Origin of the sequence: Brevundimonas sp. 374, assembly GCF_900102995.1 — a bacterium.
Lineage (GTDB): Bacteria > Pseudomonadota > Alphaproteobacteria > Caulobacterales > Caulobacteraceae > Brevundimonas > Brevundimonas vesicularis_C.
This window is the reverse complement of sequence record NZ_FNKT01000001.1, coordinates 650,335-666,833: the sequence shown is the minus strand read 5'-3', so window position 1 is coordinate 666,833 and position 16,499 is coordinate 650,335. Positions and strand designations below refer to the sequence as shown.

At 64.1% G+C, this 16,499-nt stretch carries 19 protein-coding genes; 12 read left to right on the top strand and 7 right to left on the bottom strand.

Annotation, left to right across the window (positions count from 1 at the left end; genetic code table 11):
- The first annotated feature begins 15 nt into the window (after positions 1-15).
- The 6 genes from BLR19_RS03280 to egtB all read left to right on the top strand — a co-directional run bounded on the left by BLR19_RS03280 (position 16) and on the right by egtB (position 8,190).
- Positions 16-2,265, top strand: coding sequence for a S9 family peptidase (locus BLR19_RS03280; protein ID WP_066551642.1), 2,250 nt, complete (start codon positions 16-18; stop codon positions 2,263-2,265).
- Complete coding sequence (locus tag BLR19_RS03275) at positions 2,199-3,686, top strand: amidase (RefSeq protein WP_091747137.1); 1,488 nt, start codon at positions 2,199-2,201, stop codon at positions 3,684-3,686. Before BLR19_RS03280 ends, BLR19_RS03275 begins: the two co-directional genes overlap by 67 nt.
- A 78-nt stretch (positions 3,687-3,764) precedes the next feature.
- The gene (locus tag BLR19_RS03270; protein WP_017506193.1) at positions 3,765-4,043 is read left to right on the top strand and encodes a SemiSWEET family sugar transporter; all 279 of its coding nucleotides are present in this window, start codon (positions 3,765-3,767) and stop codon (positions 4,041-4,043) included.
- A 262-nt stretch (positions 4,044-4,305) separates the two neighbouring features.
- Entirely contained in the window at positions 4,306-4,611 is a 306-nt protein-coding gene (locus tag BLR19_RS03265) for an SCP2 sterol-binding domain-containing protein (RefSeq protein ID WP_017506191.1), read from the top strand.
- A 105-nt stretch (positions 4,612-4,716) separates the two neighbouring features.
- Positions 4,717-5,928, top strand: a complete 1,212-nt coding sequence (locus tag BLR19_RS03260) for an acyl-CoA dehydrogenase family protein (RefSeq protein WP_091747134.1) — start codon at positions 4,717-4,719, stop codon at positions 5,926-5,928.
- A gap of 102 nt (positions 5,929-6,030) precedes the next feature.
- Positions 6,031-8,190: an ergothioneine biosynthesis protein EgtB gene (gene egtB, locus BLR19_RS03255; RefSeq protein ID WP_091749061.1), complete on the top strand. Its 2,160-nt coding sequence runs from the start codon at positions 6,031-6,033 to the stop codon at positions 8,188-8,190.
- Between the two features lie 84 nt (positions 8,191-8,274).
- Here the strand turns inward: egtB and BLR19_RS03250 are convergent, their stop codons facing one another.
- Positions 8,275-8,496 (bottom strand): con-10 family general stress protein, encoded by a 222-nt coding sequence (locus BLR19_RS03250; RefSeq protein ID WP_039243609.1) that lies wholly within the window; start codon positions 8,494-8,496, stop codon positions 8,275-8,277.
- A 116-nt stretch (positions 8,497-8,612) separates the two neighbouring features.
- Positions 8,613-8,774 carry a hypothetical protein gene (locus tag BLR19_RS14750; RefSeq protein ID WP_176758260.1) on the bottom strand — a complete coding sequence of 54 codons (162 nt, stop codon included), beginning with the start codon at positions 8,772-8,774 and terminating at the stop codon, positions 8,613-8,615.
- A 103-nt stretch (positions 8,775-8,877) separates the two neighbouring features.
- On the opposite strand from BLR19_RS14750, the gene BLR19_RS03245 reads away from it, so the two are divergent.
- Complete coding sequence (locus tag BLR19_RS03245; protein ID WP_091747131.1) at positions 8,878-9,171, top strand: hypothetical protein; 294 nt, start codon at positions 8,878-8,880, stop codon at positions 9,169-9,171.
- Positions 9,172-9,189: 18 nt separating this feature from the next.
- On the opposite strand, the gene BLR19_RS03240 is transcribed toward BLR19_RS03245, so the two are convergent.
- The gene (locus BLR19_RS03240) at positions 9,190-9,891 is read right to left on the bottom strand and encodes an MBL fold metallo-hydrolase (protein ID WP_091747128.1); all 702 of its coding nucleotides are present in this window, start codon (positions 9,889-9,891) and stop codon (positions 9,190-9,192) included.
- Between the two features lie 191 nt (positions 9,892-10,082).
- On the opposite strand from BLR19_RS03240, the gene tig reads away from it, so the two are divergent.
- The 4 genes from tig (at position 10,083) to BLR19_RS03220 (ending at position 13,573) form a co-directional block, all read left to right on the top strand.
- The gene (tig, locus tag BLR19_RS03235; RefSeq protein WP_091747125.1) at positions 10,083-11,429 is read left to right on the top strand and encodes a trigger factor; all 1,347 of its coding nucleotides are present in this window, start codon (positions 10,083-10,085) and stop codon (positions 11,427-11,429) included.
- 104 nt (positions 11,430-11,533) lie between these two features.
- On the top strand, positions 11,534-12,439 hold the full coding sequence (locus tag BLR19_RS03230) for a hypothetical protein (RefSeq protein WP_091747122.1): 906 nt from the start codon (positions 11,534-11,536) through the stop codon (positions 12,437-12,439).
- Positions 12,440-12,532: 93 nt separating this feature from the next.
- Positions 12,533-13,180, top strand: coding sequence for an ATP-dependent Clp protease proteolytic subunit (locus BLR19_RS03225; RefSeq protein ID WP_091747119.1), 648 nt, complete (start codon positions 12,533-12,535; stop codon positions 13,178-13,180).
- A gap of 72 nt (positions 13,181-13,252) precedes the next feature.
- Complete coding sequence (locus BLR19_RS03220) at positions 13,253-13,573, top strand: hypothetical protein (protein ID WP_045811236.1); 321 nt, start codon at positions 13,253-13,255, stop codon at positions 13,571-13,573.
- Positions 13,574-13,576: 3 nt separating this feature from the next.
- Here BLR19_RS03220 and BLR19_RS03215 read toward each other — a convergent pair whose 3' ends face one another.
- A complete protein-coding gene (locus BLR19_RS03215; protein WP_091747116.1) occupies positions 13,577-14,215 on the bottom strand; it encodes an HAD-IB family hydrolase in 639 nt (212 codons plus the stop codon).
- Between the two features lie 203 nt (positions 14,216-14,418).
- On the opposite strand from BLR19_RS03215, the gene clpX reads away from it, so the two are divergent.
- Positions 14,419-15,687: an ATP-dependent Clp protease ATP-binding subunit ClpX gene (gene clpX, locus BLR19_RS03210; RefSeq protein WP_039243616.1), complete on the top strand. Its 1,269-nt coding sequence runs from the start codon at positions 14,419-14,421 to the stop codon at positions 15,685-15,687.
- Positions 15,688-15,758: 71 nt separating this feature from the next.
- Here the strand turns inward: clpX and BLR19_RS03205 are convergent, their stop codons facing one another.
- The 3 genes from BLR19_RS03205 to BLR19_RS14940 are packed head-to-tail and all read right to left on the bottom strand — an operon-like array spanning position 15,759 to position 16,284.
- Positions 15,759-15,953 carry a hypothetical protein gene (locus tag BLR19_RS03205; protein ID WP_091747113.1) on the bottom strand — a complete coding sequence of 65 codons (195 nt, stop codon included), beginning with the start codon at positions 15,951-15,953 and terminating at the stop codon, positions 15,759-15,761.
- Positions 15,950-16,159, bottom strand: a complete 210-nt coding sequence (locus tag BLR19_RS03200; protein ID WP_055753481.1) for a hypothetical protein — start codon at positions 16,157-16,159, stop codon at positions 15,950-15,952. The genes BLR19_RS03205 and BLR19_RS03200 overlap by 4 nt, the downstream gene beginning before the upstream one ends.
- The gene (locus BLR19_RS14940) at positions 16,156-16,284 is read right to left on the bottom strand and encodes a hypothetical protein (protein WP_255353551.1); all 129 of its coding nucleotides are present in this window, start codon (positions 16,282-16,284) and stop codon (positions 16,156-16,158) included. Before BLR19_RS14940 ends, BLR19_RS03200 begins: the two co-directional genes overlap by 4 nt.
- Positions 16,285-16,499: the final 215 nt, after the last annotated feature.

The following is a 16,499-nucleotide window of genomic DNA, read 5'->3' as shown; positions in this document are numbered from 1 at the left end:
CTAGCGTCCCGACCCATGCGCACCCTTCTTCTCGCCTCGACCATCCTCCTGTCCGCCAGTTCGGCGCTTGCGCAGGAGACGCCCTCCAACATCCTGACGCCCGAGCGGGTGTTTTCCAGCCCCAGCCTGAACGGGCCGGTGGCCAAGGGGGTCAGCCTGTCGCCTGACGGCCAGTTGGTCGCCTTCCTGCGCTCGCGCGAGGACAATGTGGATGTGCAGGACCTGTGGGCCGCGCCGACGGGTGAGGGTGAACCCTACAAGCTGATCGATGCACGGGCGCTGGTTCCCGACGCCGGCGAACTGTCGGAGGCCGAGAAAGCTCGGCGCGAGCGGATGCGGATCAGCGCGCGCGGCGTGGTCGAATATTCGTGGGACCAGCAGGGCCGCTACATCCTGGCGCCGCTGGAAGGCGACATCTTTCTGGCGAACCGGGCGGACGGCAAGGTGCGCCGCCTGACCGAGACGCCCGCCGACGAGATCGACGCCAAGGTGTCGCCGAAGGGCAGCTACGTCTCCTATGTCCGCGATCAGAATCTGGTCGTCTATGATCTGGCGAGCGGCAAGGAGACGCCGATCACCGACGACGGCGCGGGTCTGATCACCTGGGCCACGGCCGAGTTCATCGCCCAGGAGGAGATGGATCGCGACACCGGATACTGGTGGAGCCCCGACGAGCGCTACATCGCCATGACGCGGGTGGACGAGAGCCCGGTCGATATCGTGCCGCGCTTCGAGATCACCGGCGGCGGCGCGACGATGGTCGAGCAGCGCTATCCTCGCGCGGGGCGACCCAATGCGGTGGTCGAACTGTATGTGCGCGACCTGCAGGGCGGCGGACGGGTCAAGGTGGACCTGGGATCTAACACCGACATCTATCTGGCGCGGGTGAACTGGTCGGGCGACGGCAAGACCCTGTATGTCCAACGCCAGTCGCGCGACCAGAAGACACTGGACCTGCTGAGCGTCGATCCGACGACCGGCGCATCACGCGTGATCCTGAGCCAGAAGGCGCAGGCCTGGGTCGATCTGAACGACGACTTCCGCGTCCTGTCTGACGGCCGGTTCATCTGGTCCAATGAGGATTCGGGCTGGCGGCACCTGTATCTGTACGACCGCAACGGGCGACGCCTGCGGGCCATCACGCGCGGCGACTATCCGGTCAAACATCTGGACGGCGTCAACGAGCAGACCGGAGATGTCTATTTCACCGCCTCGATGCGGGACGGCAAGGAACTGCCGATCGAGCAGCAGATGTTCCGCGCCAATCTGAACCGCACGGTCGATCCGGTCGCGGTGACGCCGGGCGGCGGCTGGTGGACGGTGTCGGTGAACGGGCCGGCGACGGCCTATGTCGGCAACTATTCGGACCCGGCGACGCCGACGCAGTCGGCGCTGTACCGCATCGACGGCACGCGCGTGCGCTGGATCGAAGAGAACAAGCTCGACGCCAGCCATCCGTTCGCCCCTTACGTCTCGCGCCTGCGCACGCCCGAGTTCGGCACGATGCAGAGCCACGGCCAGACCCTGGTGTGGCGCATGACCACGCCGCCCGACTTCGATCCGTCCAAGAAGTATCCGGTGGTGATGCAGGTCTACGGCGGCCCCGGCACCGGGGCAGGCGTGCAGAAGAGCTGGCAGCCGCTGACCAACCAACTGCTGACCGAGGCGGGCTACATCGTCTTCCGCGTCGACAATCGCGGCGAGGGTGACCGGTCGCAGGCGTTCGAGACCAGCATCTATCGCCGTCTGGGCATTCCGGCGGTCGAGGATCAGGCCCAGGCCGCGCAATGGCTGAAGACCCTGCCTTACGTCGATGCCGACCATATCGCGGTGATGGGCTGGAGCTTCGGCGGCTTCCTCAGCCTGCTGACACTGACGGACAAGGACGCCGGCCTGGCCTCGGCTCTGGCGGGCGCGGCGCCGACGGAATGGAGCCTGTACGACACCCACTATACCGAACGGTATATGTCCACGCCCCAAGCCAATCCGGAGGGCTATGCCGCCACCGACGTCCTGCCGCGGCTGGACGACATGACGGGGCGGCTGCTGCTGCTGCACGGCATGGCTGACGACAACGTCATCTTCGGCAATGCGACGCGCGTCATCGACGCCTTGCAGGCCAAGAGCGTGCCGTTCGAGATGATGCTCTATCCCGGCCAGCGGCACGGCGTCCGCGGCGATCCGAGGCAACTGCAACAATGGCGCACCTATCTCGACTTCCTGGACCGCACGATCGGCAAGCGGGCCGAACCCAAGGCCGACTGATTCTGGCGGCTGCGGTCGCGCTGGCCCTTGCGGGCTGCGCGACCGGGCAGGGCGCCTATCCAACTGCATCCGCCGTGGTCGCGGCGGGGCGGGCGAACGACAGCGCCCATTCGGTGCTGGTCTGGACCGCAAGATCGCCCCGTCAGGGCGTGTCGGCGATTTCCGGCATGCCGATCCTGCTGAAAGACAATATCGAGACGGCCGACATGCCGACCACCGCCGGGTCATTGGCGCTGGCGAACAATGCACCGGGACGGGACGCGCCGCTGGTCGGGCGACTGCGCGCCGCCGGGGCCGTAATCGTCGGCAAGACCAACCTGTCGGAGTGGGCCAATATCCGCTCATCGGACTCGATCAGCGGCTGGAGCGCTGTCGGCGGCCAGACGCTGAATCCCTATGATCCCGCGCGCACGCCTTGTGGATCGTCGTCCGGCAGCGGGGCGGCGGTGGCGCTGGGGCTGACGCCTGTCGCCATCGGAACGGAGACGGACGGGTCGATCACCTGCCCGGCGTCGGTCAACGGCGTGGTCGGGTTCAAGCCGACCGTTGGCCTGGTCTCGCGAACCCACATCGTGCCGATCAGTCATTCGCAGGACACGGCCGGGCCGATGGCGACCACTGTCAGGGATGCGGCCAGGGTGTTGACGGTCATCGCCGGGTCCGATCCGGCCGATCCGGCGACGGTCGAGGCCGATGCGCACAAGGTCGACTACGCCGCCGAGCTGGACGCCAACGCGCTGCGCGGTGCGCGGATCGGGGTGATGCGGTTCTTGAAAGGCTACTCGCCCGAAACGCAGGCGGTGTTCGAGCAGAACCTGAAGGCCTTGCGCGACGCCGGCGCCGTGCTGGTCGATCTGCCCGAGGGACCGGACGGCCGGGTCATAGGCGCGGCCGAGTTCAAGGTGCTGCTCTATGAGCTGAAGCACGATCTGAACGCCTATCTGGCCTCGACGGACCCGGAGCAGGTCCGCACCCGCACCCTGGCCGACGTCATCGCCTTCAACGCCGCCGAACCGCGCGAGACGGTGCTGTTCGGTCAGGACATCTTCGAGCGCGCCCAGGCGATCGGCGATTTGACGGACGCTGACTATCTGGAGGCGCGCGCAACCTCGCTCAGACTGGCGGGGCCGGAGGGCATCGATCGACTGATGAGGGAGAATGGCGTGATCGCCCTGATCGCGCCCACCACGTCGCGCGCCTGGACCAACGATCCCAAGGACGACGACGATATGCAGGGATCGGCCAGCCGACTGGCCGCCGTCGCCGGCTATCCGCACCTGACCGTGCCGATGGGCTTTGATCGGGGAATGCCCGTGGGAATCAGCTTCCTTGGCGGGAAGTGGGACGATGCGCGCATCCTTTCGCTGGGTTACGCCTTCGAACAGATGACCCAGGCCAGACGGCCGCCGCCTGGCGTTTGACGCTGACATCCTTTGGGGCGGCCGCTGAGAGTGCGGCATGTGCAAATTTAGCCTCAACGTCATATCGACGATCGCAGCATGAGCGATCTGATCGCCAATATCGTCGGCTCGGCGGCTGCGATCTGCTCGATCACCAGCTTCGCGCCTCAGGCGGTCAAGATTTGGAAGGAGCGCGACGCGTCATCGGTCAGCTTGAAGACCTATTCCCTGACCGTGACCTGTTTCGTGCTTTGGGTCGTCTATGGGATCATGACGAAGGCCTGGCCTGTCACGGTCGCCAACGCATGCGCCCTGGTGATGGCGTCCGGCGTGCTGGTGATGAAGTGGCGATTCCGCGACGGCGATCCCGACAAATAAGGGTTTGATCCTGATCAAGGCGCGCTGGCGCGATAGGGCTCAGAAGGGCGGCAGAGGAGATTTCCAGTGCCGCAATCCGCTGTTCCCTTCGTCGCCGCTATCGTGACGGCGTTCGTCTTCTTCATGGTCGCGCTAGGCGCAGCCAGCCTGTATTCCAGCTCCGCTGACGAGAAGTGACCGAGCTTTCCCCGACGTGATCTTGGCGCCCCCGCCGATGCGGGCTAACCCATAGTTCACAACGTCCAACAGGGAGACGCCCCCAATGCCCGATCTCGCACAAGTCACCGAACACATCCGCGGCGCCGTCGGCGACAACTCCGGCCTCGGCAAGACCGTCAAGCTCGACCTCGGCGACGAGGGCAAGATCTACATCGATGGCGCCTCCACGCCCAATACGGTCACCAACGAAGACAAGCCCGCCGACGCCACCGTCTCGATGAAGTGGGATGACTTCATGGCCCTGTCGGAAGGCAAGCTGGACCCGATGATGGCCTTCATGCAGGGCAAGCTGAAGATCGCCGGCGACATGATGATCGCCCAGAAACTGGCTCCGCTGCTGAAACGCTGATGCCGGTCTGAACGACCAGTTATGGCGGCGCGGCTCCCGACCAGGGGCCGCGCCGTTTTCGTATCGAGCGTCCGGCAGAGGCGCGAACGGGAAAGAGGAAACGACATGGACTTCAAACACTCCGACCGCGCCCTGGATTGGCACGCCCGCGTCCGTCGCTTCCTGGACGAGCAGGTCATCCCGCGCGAAGCCGAATATTTCGCCCAGGTGCGCGAGGATTCGAACCGTCAGCCGCCGGTCATGGAGACGATGAAGGCGGCCGCGAAGGAAGCCGGACTTTGGAACATGTTCCTGCCCGGCGAACACGGGGCGGGTCTGACCAACCTGGAATACGCGCCGCTGGCCGAGATGATGGGGCGGCATCTGTGGTCGGCCGAGGTGTTCAACTGCAACGCCCCCGACACCGGCAATATGGAGGTGCTCCATATGTACGGAAACGCCGAGCAGCAGGCGCGCTGGCTGAAGCCCCTGATGGCGGGCGAAATCCGTTCGGCCTTCCTGATGACCGAGCCTGAAGTCGCCTCATCCGACGCCACCAACATCCAGACCCGGATCGAGCGGGACGGCGACCACTATGTCATCAACGGCCGCAAGTGGTGGTCGACCAATATGGGCCATCCGAATCTGGCCGTGACCATCGTCATGGGCAAGACGGATCCGGACGCCGCATCCCACGCCCAGCAGTCGCAGATCATCGTGCCGGCCGACACGCCTGGCTTCCGCGTCGAGCGGATGCTGTCGGTGTTCGGCTATGACGAAAAGCCGATCGGCCACGCCGAGGTCGTGCTGGAAAATGTCCGCGTGCCGGTCGAGAACTTGATCGCCGGCGAGGGCAGGGGCTTCGAGATAGCTCAGGGGCGGCTTGGCCCAGGCCGTATTCACCACTGCATGCGCACGATAGGCGCAGCCGAGCGGGCGCTGGAACTGATGGTGACGCGGCTGCTGAGCCGGACGGCGTTCAAGAAGCAGTTGGCGGAACACTCGGTCTGGGAACAGCGCGTCGCGGAGGCGCGCACCAACATCGAGATGTGCCGCCTGCTGGTGCTGAAGGCCGCCTGGATGATGGATCAGGCGGGAGCAAAGAACGCCCGCTCCGAAATCGCGCAGATTAAGGTCGCCGCGCCGAAGATGGCTTTGCAGATCATCGACGACGCCATTCAGGCGTTCGGCGGCGCCGGTGTTTCGGGCGACACGCCCCTGGCTGAGCTTTACGCGGGTGTCCGCACCTTGCGCATCGCCGACGGCCCGGACGAGGTCCATAATCGCACCATCGCGCGGTTGGAATACGCCAAACATGGCGGCCGCCCGATGCGCTGATGTGTGATCCCGAAAGCCAAGTGCTTGGGAACCTTGGCCTTGTTGGTGCGTTTGTTCGGCACTGACAAGGCGCTGGGGCTGGTGTCGGACGGGACAGCTGACATGAATGCGCGCTCCGAGCCCGACCCGCGGGTTGCGTCAGACGTGGCGCAGTTCAAGGCCGTTCGCGCGCGCATGATCGCTCTGGCTGAAGGTTTGTCTGCCGAGGATCTGTCAGCTCAGTCGATGGCGGATTGCAGCCCAGGGAAATGGCATCTGGCGCACACCAGCTGGTTTTTCGAGGCGATGATCCTGTCGTCCGATCCCGGATACGAGCCCGTCGATCCGCGTTTTCAGCAGCTGTTCAACTCCTACTATGAGGCTTTGGGTGAGCGGGTCAGGCGGGACCAGCGCGGGCTGATGACTCGCCCCTCCGTCGATGAGGTCCTGGCCTATCGCCGAGAGATCGACCGCCGCATGGTCGCCTGGCTGGCGCAGGGCGAGACCAGCGGCCATCAACGCTATCTGTTCGAGCTGGGTCTGCACCACGACCAGCAGCATCAGGAGCTTTTCCTGATGGATGTGCTGAACCTGATGTCGCGCTCTCCGCTCGACCCCGCCGCCTATAAGATTGAGCCCAGAACCGAGCCGCTTCAGATCAGGCGCGGCGGAACGGTAGCATTTGACGGCGGTCTGGTGACGATCGGCCACGACCAATCGGACTTCGCCTTCGACAATGAGGGGCCTGCGCACCGCGTCTGGCTGGAGCCGTTCGCTCTGGCCGCGGATCTGGTGACGAACGGCGACTGGATCGCCTTTATCCAGGATGGCGGCTATTCGCGTTCCGACCTGTGGCTGTCGGACGGCTGGGCAACGGTCAAGTCTGAGGGCTGGACCGCGCCGCTGTATTGGCGTCGCGAGGATGGCGATTGGACCGTGCTGGGTTTGACGGGGCGTACACCTGTCGATCTTGCCGCGCCGGTTCGCCACATCAGCTTTTATGAGGCTGACGCCTACGCCCGCTGGGCCGGCAAGCGACTGCCGTCCGAGGCGGAATGGGAACATGCCGCCGCCTCTTCGCCTGATGCGTTCTCGAACCTGGCTGGCGAAGTGTGGCAGTGGACGTCCAGCGCCTATGCGCCCTATCCCGGCTTCCAGCCAACGCCGGGCACCGCCGCCGAATACAACGGCAAGTTCATGGCCAACCAGATGGTGCTGCGAGGCGGATCTTTCGCCACGCCGCCGGGCCATGACCGCATCACCTATCGCAACTTCTTCTATCCCCAACAGAGGTGGGCCTTCATGGGTTTGAGACTGGCTGAAGATCGGACCGTGGCGCGAGGCGCCGCAGCGGACGACGCCCAAACCGCCGCCTTTCGAAAGGATATGATCGAAGGGCTGTCGCGTGCGCAAAAGGCCGTGCCGCCGAAGTGGTTCTATGACGCGGACGGGTCGCGCCTGTTCGAAGACATCACCGTGCTGCCCGAATACTATCCGACCCGGCAGGAAATGGCGCTGTTGCGCGATCGCGCAGCAGAGTTGACGGCCGACTTTGGCCCCGACGCGGTGCTGGTCGAATTCGGATCCGGCGCCAGCGAGAAGACGCGGATTTTGTTGGACGCCGCCACCGACCTCGGCGCCTACGTTCCGCTCGACATCAGCGAGAGTGCTCTGATGGACGCCGCCATTCGCGTCCGCGATGACTATCCGACGCTGCGCGTGCAGCCGGTTTTGGGGGACTTCGAGCATTTGGCGCCGCTGCCCGAAGACCTGCCGTCGGGACGGCGAATCGGCTTCTTCCCCGGCTCGACCATCGGTAATCTGCAACCGGACGAGGCCGAGCAGTTCCTGGCGGCGGCGCGTCGGATACTGGGCGAGGGGGCGTTGTTCATTCTGGGCGTCGATCTGGTCAAAGACCCTGCGATCCTGGTCGCCGCCTATGACGACAGCCAAGGCGTCACGGCGGCCTTCAATCGCAATGTTCTGATCCGCGCCAATCACGAGTTGGATGCTGATTTCGATGTGGACGCCTTTGTTCACCGCGCCGTGTGGAACCCGGACGCCTCGCGCATGGAAATGCATCTGCAAGCGATCGCGCCGACGACCGCGCGCATCGGAGATCGGACATTCCGCTTCGTGACCGGCGAGACGATCCACACCGAAAGCTCGCGCAAGTTCACGCCTGGATCGATCCAAGCCATGGCGGCCGCCTCCGGCTGGACGGTTGTCCGCATTGATACCTCTCCGGCGCCGAGCGTCGCCTTGGCAGTCCTGCGCGCCTGAGCCGAATGCGCGGCTGATCGCGGGCAAGAAAAAGGGCGGCGCATCGATTGATGGGCCGCCCTTGTTTGTATCGAGTTCCGCCGACTATTGCCCGTCGGCGGCGTCCGCGTCTTTCTTGGTTCCGTGCGACGCTTCTCCACCCTTGCGGCCCGCCTGTGCGGCGAGGCTGCGGTCTTGGGAGAAGCTGCGTTTTTCGCTGGGGACGCTTGCGCCCCCTTTGCGCGCGATTTCGCGCTGACGTTCGGGATCCATGGAGGCGAAACCTCGCTTGGAAACGCCGGAGGGGCGTGTGGGTTGGCTGTCCATCGTGTTCCTTTCAGTGCTGCCGTTGCGCTTGCTGAAGTGAACCCAGTGACTCGGTGACGGTTCCGTCGGGAACTCCGTTTTACTGTCACGATCCTCAAGGGCTCGTGAGTTTGACTTTACCCAGCACCGTAAGGTCGCGAATCACCTTCGCCGCCAACATCCGGTTCCATCGGCGGAACTTCATCGGGCGTGTCTGAAGGCTGTATTTCCGGCTGCTGCGCCGGCTCAGGCCGGATCTCGGGTTGCGGCGTGGTCGGAGTGGGTTCGATATAGGTCATGAGCGGCTCCTTGTGCGATCAACCAACGCACCCTGATCGCCCGCGTTCAAAAAGGAACCATGAGTCGCAACACCGGTTTGTTCAGCGAACCACGGAGATCGAGATGACCAACACCCCGATAGGCGCGACATCACCCGACGACATCGTCCTGGAGGACGATGATCTGACCCAACGTCTAGACCGACAGGCCGACGCAATTCTCGCCCAAGGCGAGGGCCGCAGCTTTGGCAAGACCACTTCAGTCCGTCAGGCCGTCAGAGAAGATGCGGGCCTGGTGCGTGAGAAGATTTCCGGACGCGTTCATCGCGTGCAGGAAGACATTCAGGACAATCCGATGAAGGCGACGCTCTATGCACTGGGCATCGGCGTCATCATCGGCATGATCCTGCGCCGATAAACCACGCGATCAGCAGGCTCAGGCAGGCCCCGACGGCTCACGCTGGATCGGGGCCTGTCGCATTGCGGCGTCAGACACGAACGGATTGGTCCGTCGCTCTTCACCAAAGGTGGAGATCGGCCCGTGGCCCGGCACAAAGGTGACGTCGTCGCCCAGCGGCCAAAGCTTTTCGATCACGGAGCGGATCAGTGCGGGCGGATCGCTCATCGGGAAGTCGGTGCGACCGACCGAACCCTTGAACAGAACGTCGCCGACCTGAGCGAATCGCGCCGCGCGATTGAAGAAGATGACGTGCCCGGGCGTATGGCCGGGGCAGTGACGCACCTCCCAGATCGTTTCCCCCAACGATACCGTGTCGCCATCCTCCAGCCAGCGGTCGGGCGTGAAGGGGCGGGCGTCGGGCAGGCCGTACATCCGGCCGCTCTCCACGATTCGGTCGATCCAGAACTGGTCGGCCTTCTGAGGGCCGGTGATCTGGGCGCCGGTCTTTTCCTGCATTTCTGCTGCGCCGCCCGCGTGATCCAGATGGCCGTGGGTGATCCAGATTTGATCCAGCGTCAGGCCGCGCCGCGTGACCTCGCCCAGGACTGCATCGACCGAACCGCCAGGATCGATCACGGCGGCCTTATTGGTGGCGGTGCACCAGACGGTCGTGCAGTTCTGTTGAAGCGGGGTGACGGGCGTGACGAAGACGCCGATGGGGGAGGCGGGTTGGCTCATTTGGTCAACATAGCCACGCAAAGGCCGCGAAACCACCGGCTCTGACTACGCCCGCGTTGACCTTTCGGGCCCTTCTCGACATAAGGGCGGGCTTCGAGGCGCCGCTCCACACGGGGCGGCCTTCTTGCTTTATCCATTCCGCGCCGGCCGTCTCGATGGCTCATGCGCCCCAGAGCGTCAGAATCCCGACCATGCAAGTCGTCGAAAAGTCGAACGAAGGCCTCAGCCGCGTGATCGCGGTCACCATTCCCGTCGCGGAGCTGAATGAAAAGCTCGAAGCCCGCGTCAAGGAAGTCGCCCCGCAGGTGAAGCTGAAGGGCTTCCGTCCGGGCAAGGTGCCGGTCGCCCACGTCAAGAAGACCTTCGGCCGTGAGTTCATGGGCGAGATCATCAACGCCGAGCTGAACGAAACCAGCCAGAAGGCGCTCGACGAGGCCAAGATCCGTCCCGCCGCGCCGGCCGAGATGAAGCTGACCTCGGACATGGACAAGGTCATCGCTGGTCAGGAAGACCTGGCCTATGAAATGTCGCTGGAAATCATGCCGGACTTCGAGCCGGTCGATCCCAAGACCCTGAAGCTGGAGCGCCCGACCTACGAAGCGTCGGACGCCGATCTGGACGAGGCCCTGACGGAACTGGCCGGTCAGGCCAAGACCTACGAAGACAAGAAGGGCAAGACCGTCAAGGCCGCCGAGGGCGACCAACTGACGATCGACTTCCTGGGCAAGCTGGACGGCGAGCCCTTCGAAGGCGGCGCCGCCGAGGACGCGGACCTGGTGATCGGCTCGGGCCGCTTCATCCCCGGTTTCGAAGAGCAACTGACGGGCGCCAAGGTCGGCGACGAGAAGACCATCGAGGTCACCTTCCCCGAGAACTATCAAGCCGCCCATCTGGCCGGCAAAAATGCCACCTTCGACATCAAGGTGAAGGCCATCAAGGCGGAAGCCGAATCCAAGATCGACGACGAGTTCGCTACCCGCATTGGTCTGGAGTCGCTGGACAAGCTGAAGGAACTGCTGAAGTCCAACCTAGACCAGCAATACGCCGGCGCCGCCCGTTTCAAGCTGAAGCGCGCCCTGCTGGACCAACTGGATGAGGCCCACGACTTCCCGCTGCCGCCGAAGATGGTGGACGCCGAGTTCGACGGCATCTGGCAGCAGGTCGAGGCTGACAAGACCGCTGGTCGTCTGCCGGAAGAAGACGCCGCCAAGTCGGACGAAGATCTGAAGGCTGAATACCGCAAGATCGCCGAACGCCGCGTTCGTCTGGGCCTGGTGCTGGCCGAAATCGGTCGCGCCAACAACGTCCAGGTCACCGACCAGGAACTGAACGCCGCCATCCTGCAGGAAGCGCGCAACTACCCCGGTCAGGAACAGGCCGTCCTGAACTTCTACCGCCAGAACCCCAACGCCGCCGCCCAGATGCGCGCGCCCATCTACGAAGAGAAGGTCGTCGACCTGATCGTGGGTGTTGCCGACGTGACCGACAAGCCGATCACGAAGGAAGAGCTGCTGAAGGAAGACGAGGACGAGGGCTGATTTTCGGCTCGATTACACGACCGTAACTGGCGGTTGTGGTGTCTGGATTGTAAGTCGAATGGGTCCGCAGTGCGGGCCCATTTTGCTTTTCAGGTATGTCTTCAATGTCTTTTTCCGCTGTCGCTCTGGCCGCCCTCGTCACCGCTAGCGCGCAGGCGCAGGATCCGGGACAGCCGCCCCCGACAGATCTGGAGGAGATCACCGTCGAGGGGCAGTCGCCGCGGCAGGCTGCGCGCCAGTTTGTTCAGCGCGTCGCGACAGCGCCCGCCGGTGCGCGGCTTGGACGATGGAATACGCCGCTGTGCGTCAGCGTCGCCGGATTGAAGGCGCCCTACGGTCAGATGCTTGCCGATCGCATCGGCCAAATCGCGCATGACCTTGAAGTTCGGGTGGGCGAGCCTGGCTGCTCGGCCAATGTGCTGATAATCGCCACAGAGGATGGTCCAAGTGTCGCATCGGCGCTGGTGGAAGGTTGGCGTCGTCGCTTCCGTCCGCCGATCGACAACACCAACATGGGTTTGGCGGCGCTGGAACGGTTCAAAACCAGTAATGCGCCAGTGCGATGGTGGCACATTTCCCTGCCAGTCTCAGCAGACACGGGCCGATTGGCGGCCCGTGTCGCCGGTGATGAGCCGCCTTCGATTGGATCGCGCAACATCAGCCGCATGAGGTCGCCGCTGCGGTATGACCTGAGCTCTGCGACCGTCGTCATTGATATGACAAAGGCCGATGGCGTGCTTTTGCCGGCTTTGATGGACTACGCCGCGATGGTCGTCTTGGCCCAGGTCGATCCTCGCGCCGACTACTCCGATCAGCCCACGGTGCTGAATCTATTTGGTGATCCTCAGAACGTAACCGGCCTCACGGACTGGGACCGCGCCTATCTGCAAGCCTTGTATGAGGCGGAGCCCGATCGCGCATCCGCCGCTGCGCAGGAGGCGGCGGTCGCGGAACGGCTGCAGAAAGGCCGTCGTGCAGCGGCGAACCAGCAAGACGCGCAGTTCGAATGAGCCGAGCGTCTTGCGAAGGGTGTCATCGAACGCGATATGCAGCATAACCGGCTGACGACGCTGAATCGTCGCCACTGCATCCGAGAAGGCTAAATGCGCGATCCGATCGAACTGATGAACATGAACCTGGTGCCGATGGTGGTGGAGCAATCCAGCCGCGGCGAGCGCTCCTTCGACATCTTCTCGCGTCTGCTGCGCGAGCGGATCATCTTCCTGACGGGACCGTTCGAGGACGGTATGGCGTCGCTGATCTGCGCCCAACTGCTGTTCCTTGAATCGGAGAACCCGAAGAAGGAAATCAGCATGTATATCAACAGCCCCGGCGGTCAGGTGACCTCCGCGCTCGCGATCTACGACACCATGCAATACATCAAGAGCCCGGTTTCGACCGTGGTGATGGGCATGGCGGCCTCGGCCGGTTCGCTGATCCTGACGGCCGGTGAGGCAGGCCAGCGCATCGCCCTGCCGAATGCGCGGGTCATGGTGCACCAGCCGTCGGGTGGTTTCCGCGGCCAGGCGTCGGACATCGAGCTGCACGCCGCCGACATCCGCTACACCAAGCGTCGTCTGAACGAGATCTACGTCCACCACACCGGCCGCACGTATGAGGAGGTCGAAAAGACGCTGGACCGCGACCACTTCATGTCGGCCGAGGAAGCCAAGGCCTGGGGCATCGTGGATCACGTCTATGATCGCCGCGAACAGGCCGACGCCGACGGCGTGAAGACGCCCGGCAACTAAGACGGCTGTCGAAAGACGTGAGGGCGCGCCCACTGCGGCGCGCCCTTTTCATTTTGTGCTATCGGAGCCGTCATGCAGTTCACACGAGATCAAAGCGGCACGGTCGATGTCGATGGCGAAAGCTACGTCTGGGAGCTTCGTCGCCAACCTCAGCCTAAAGGCGGCAACGTCTGGGAGGGCATGGCCGTTTCCCTTCGCCACGCGGACTTCAAGCGCGAAGCCATCGTCCAGTTTCCGCCGCCGCTTCGGCCCAACGGCCGGCCGGACGTGGAAAAGCAGCGCGTCAATGTCGACGCTGTCCGCACCGCCGTCGCCTCGGCGATCGAGGCGGGTTGGGACCCCACGTCACGCGGCAAGGCGATGGTGTTCGACGTGGACGCCGACGGGAACTGAACGTCAGGGCTTCTGGCGGAAGACCCGAAAACCCGGCTGCTGGGCCATCGCCAGCATTTCGGTATCGCCCGAGGTGTCGCCATAGCCGGCCGTCAGGGTCATGTCTTCGCCATAGGCCGCCTTCAGCCGCCGCGCCTTTTCCTGACCCCGACAATTCGGACCGGCGAAGTCGCCGGTTATCCGGTCATCGGCGTCGAAGACGAACTCGGTGCCCAGCAGGGCCTCGGCCCCCAGCTTTCGGGCGAATGGCGCGACGGTCGTCGTCGGCGACGCGGTCACGATGACGCGATGCGCGCCGCGTCGGCCCCAGTCGTTCCACACCTCAAGCGCATCGGGGCGCATGAAGCGGGGCCAGATCTCTTCGGCGAAGGCTGCGGCTTCCGCTTCCAGCGTCTGGCGGCTCACGCCAAGCAAAAACTCCTTTACGGAGGCCGCCTTAATCCGGCCCCGGTCGCGATCCTTGGCATAGGCGGCCAGCGCCGGAGCCAGCTTGACCAGTCCCAGCGCCCAGGCGCCCGGACCAGCGCGCCAGCGCAGGAACTCGGTAAAGCTGTCGCGAATCGTCAGCGTGCCGTCGAAATCGAAAGCGACGATGACACGTCCATTTGCCGTGGACTGGCGTAAATCGTGCACAATACCCATGTCAGACATTCGCCTTGATCCCCGTCGACACTGATCCATCCACGCACTGCAACAATCCCCTGCCGCCTTCGGGGTTGTTCCGGAACGTGTGATGGGTGATTGTCATTTTTTGAAGACCTTCGCATCCAGAGTGCTGGAATCAATGTGAGGGAAGCGCGTTTCGGGCCATTTCGGTCCGCCCCGCGGGAGTGAGATAAGGGTCTATGACCAAAGCAGCCGGCACCGACGCCAAAAGCACCCTCTACTGCTCGTTCTGCGGAAAGAGCCAGCACGAGGTCCGCAAGCTCATCGCGGGCCCGACCGTCTTCATCTGCGATGAATGCGTCGAACTGTGCATGGACATCATCCGCGAAGAGCACAAGATCGGCTTCAAGAAGACGACCGACGGCGTGCCCACGCCCAAGGAAATCCGCGACGTGCTGGACGACTATGTCATCGGCCAGGCGCACGCCAAGAAGGTGCTCTCGGTCGCCGTCCACAATCACTACAAGCGCCTGAATCACGCGACGAAGAACAACGATGTCGAACTGGCCAAGTCGAACATCATGCTGATCGGGCCGACCGGCTCGGGCAAGACGCTGCTGGCCCAGACGCTGGCGCGCATCATCGACGTGCCCTTCACCATGGCCGACGCCACGACCCTGACCGAGGCCGGTTATGTGGGCGAGGATGTCGAGAACATCATCCTGAAACTGCTCCAGGCGTCGGACTACAACGTCGAGCGGGCCCAGCGCGGCATCGTCTACATCGACGAGATCGACAAGATTTCGCGCAAGTCGGACAACCCGTCGATCACCCGCGACGTGTCGGGCGAAGGCGTCCAGCAGGCCCTGCTTAAGATCATGGAAGGCACCGTCGCCTCCGTGCCGCCGCAGGGCGGCCGCAAGCACCCGCAGCAGGAGTTCCTGCAGGTGGATACCGCCAACATCCTGTTCATCGTCGGCGGCGCCTTCGCCGGCCTGGAAAAGGTGATTTCGGCGCGTGGATCCGGTGCGTCGATCGGCTTCGGCGCCAAGGTCAAGGAGATCGACGAACGTCGCACGGGCGACATCCTGAAGGGTGTCGAGCCTGACGACCTGATGCGGTTCGGTCTGATCCCCGAGTTCATCGGCCGTCTGCCGGTGCTGGCGACGCTGGAAGACCTGGACGAGACGGCGCTGGTCACCATTCTGACCGAGCCGAAGAACGCCCTGGTCAAACAGTACAAGCGCCTGTTCGAGATGGAGAATGTCGAACTGACCTTCACCGACGACGCCCTGATCGCCGTCGCCAAGAAGGCCATCACCCGCAAGACCGGGGCGCGCGGTCTGCGCTCGATCCTGGAAGGCATCCTGCTGGAGACCATGTTTGAACTGCCGACCTTCGAAGGCGTCGAAGAGGTGGTGGTCAACGCCGAGGTCATCGACGGCAAGGCCCAGCCTCTGCTGATCTACTCGGAAGCCTCCAAGAAGAAGGCCGACGGCGCCGCCTGAACCGGCGAAGAGTCCTGAAATGACGAAGGCCGGAGCGATCTCGCTCCGGCCTTTTTCTTGACCTGGGGCGATCAGGCGGGTTCAGCCAGCATCAGGACATGGCCCGGATGGGCCTCGGCCTCCGCTCTGGCGCATCGGACGGCGCTTTTGGCGTCGGTGAAGACGCCTTCGAACAGGCCGTCGCTTGAGGTGATGCGCCAGCGATCGCCGACAGGCTGGATCGTCAGGATTTCGACGGCGGGTGGTGAGGCAAGGGGCGTTATCATTGTGTGAGGCGATGTTGGTCGCGGTTCAGGCGGTCGGCCTCGGCCTGAAGTCGGGCGGCGAGACGTTCGGCCGAGATGCGATCGGGCAGGGGGCGGGTGCAGGCGTTGTTGACCGCCACGGCCCAACCGCTGGCGCGAGGCACGACCCTGTATCGTCGGGGAGGGGCGGCGCGTGTCACGCCGCCCTCGACATGGCCCTGCATCATCGCGCGCGGCCCTTGCGGATCGGGGCGCCGAACAGGGCGCCGATGAAGGTCAGCGCCATTTGAAGGGTTGTCGGCGCTGGGGCGGGACGTTTCAGGGTCTCGGCCAGCAGGTGGGAACGGCTCATGGTCATCTCCTTGGAGCGGCAGAAGACGCCCGATCCCCGTAAAGCGGCCATGTCGAAAGCGCCGCCGGGCGTAATGCGGACCTAAAGCGACGTGATCGGAAGGGCTTGTGGCCACGCAGATGTGGGCCGTTCCGCGGTCACGCTTGAACCGCGGGTCTTTCAAACCACATACTCATCCGAACGCCGTCGGAATCGACGGGCCGTCATGCGCCGGT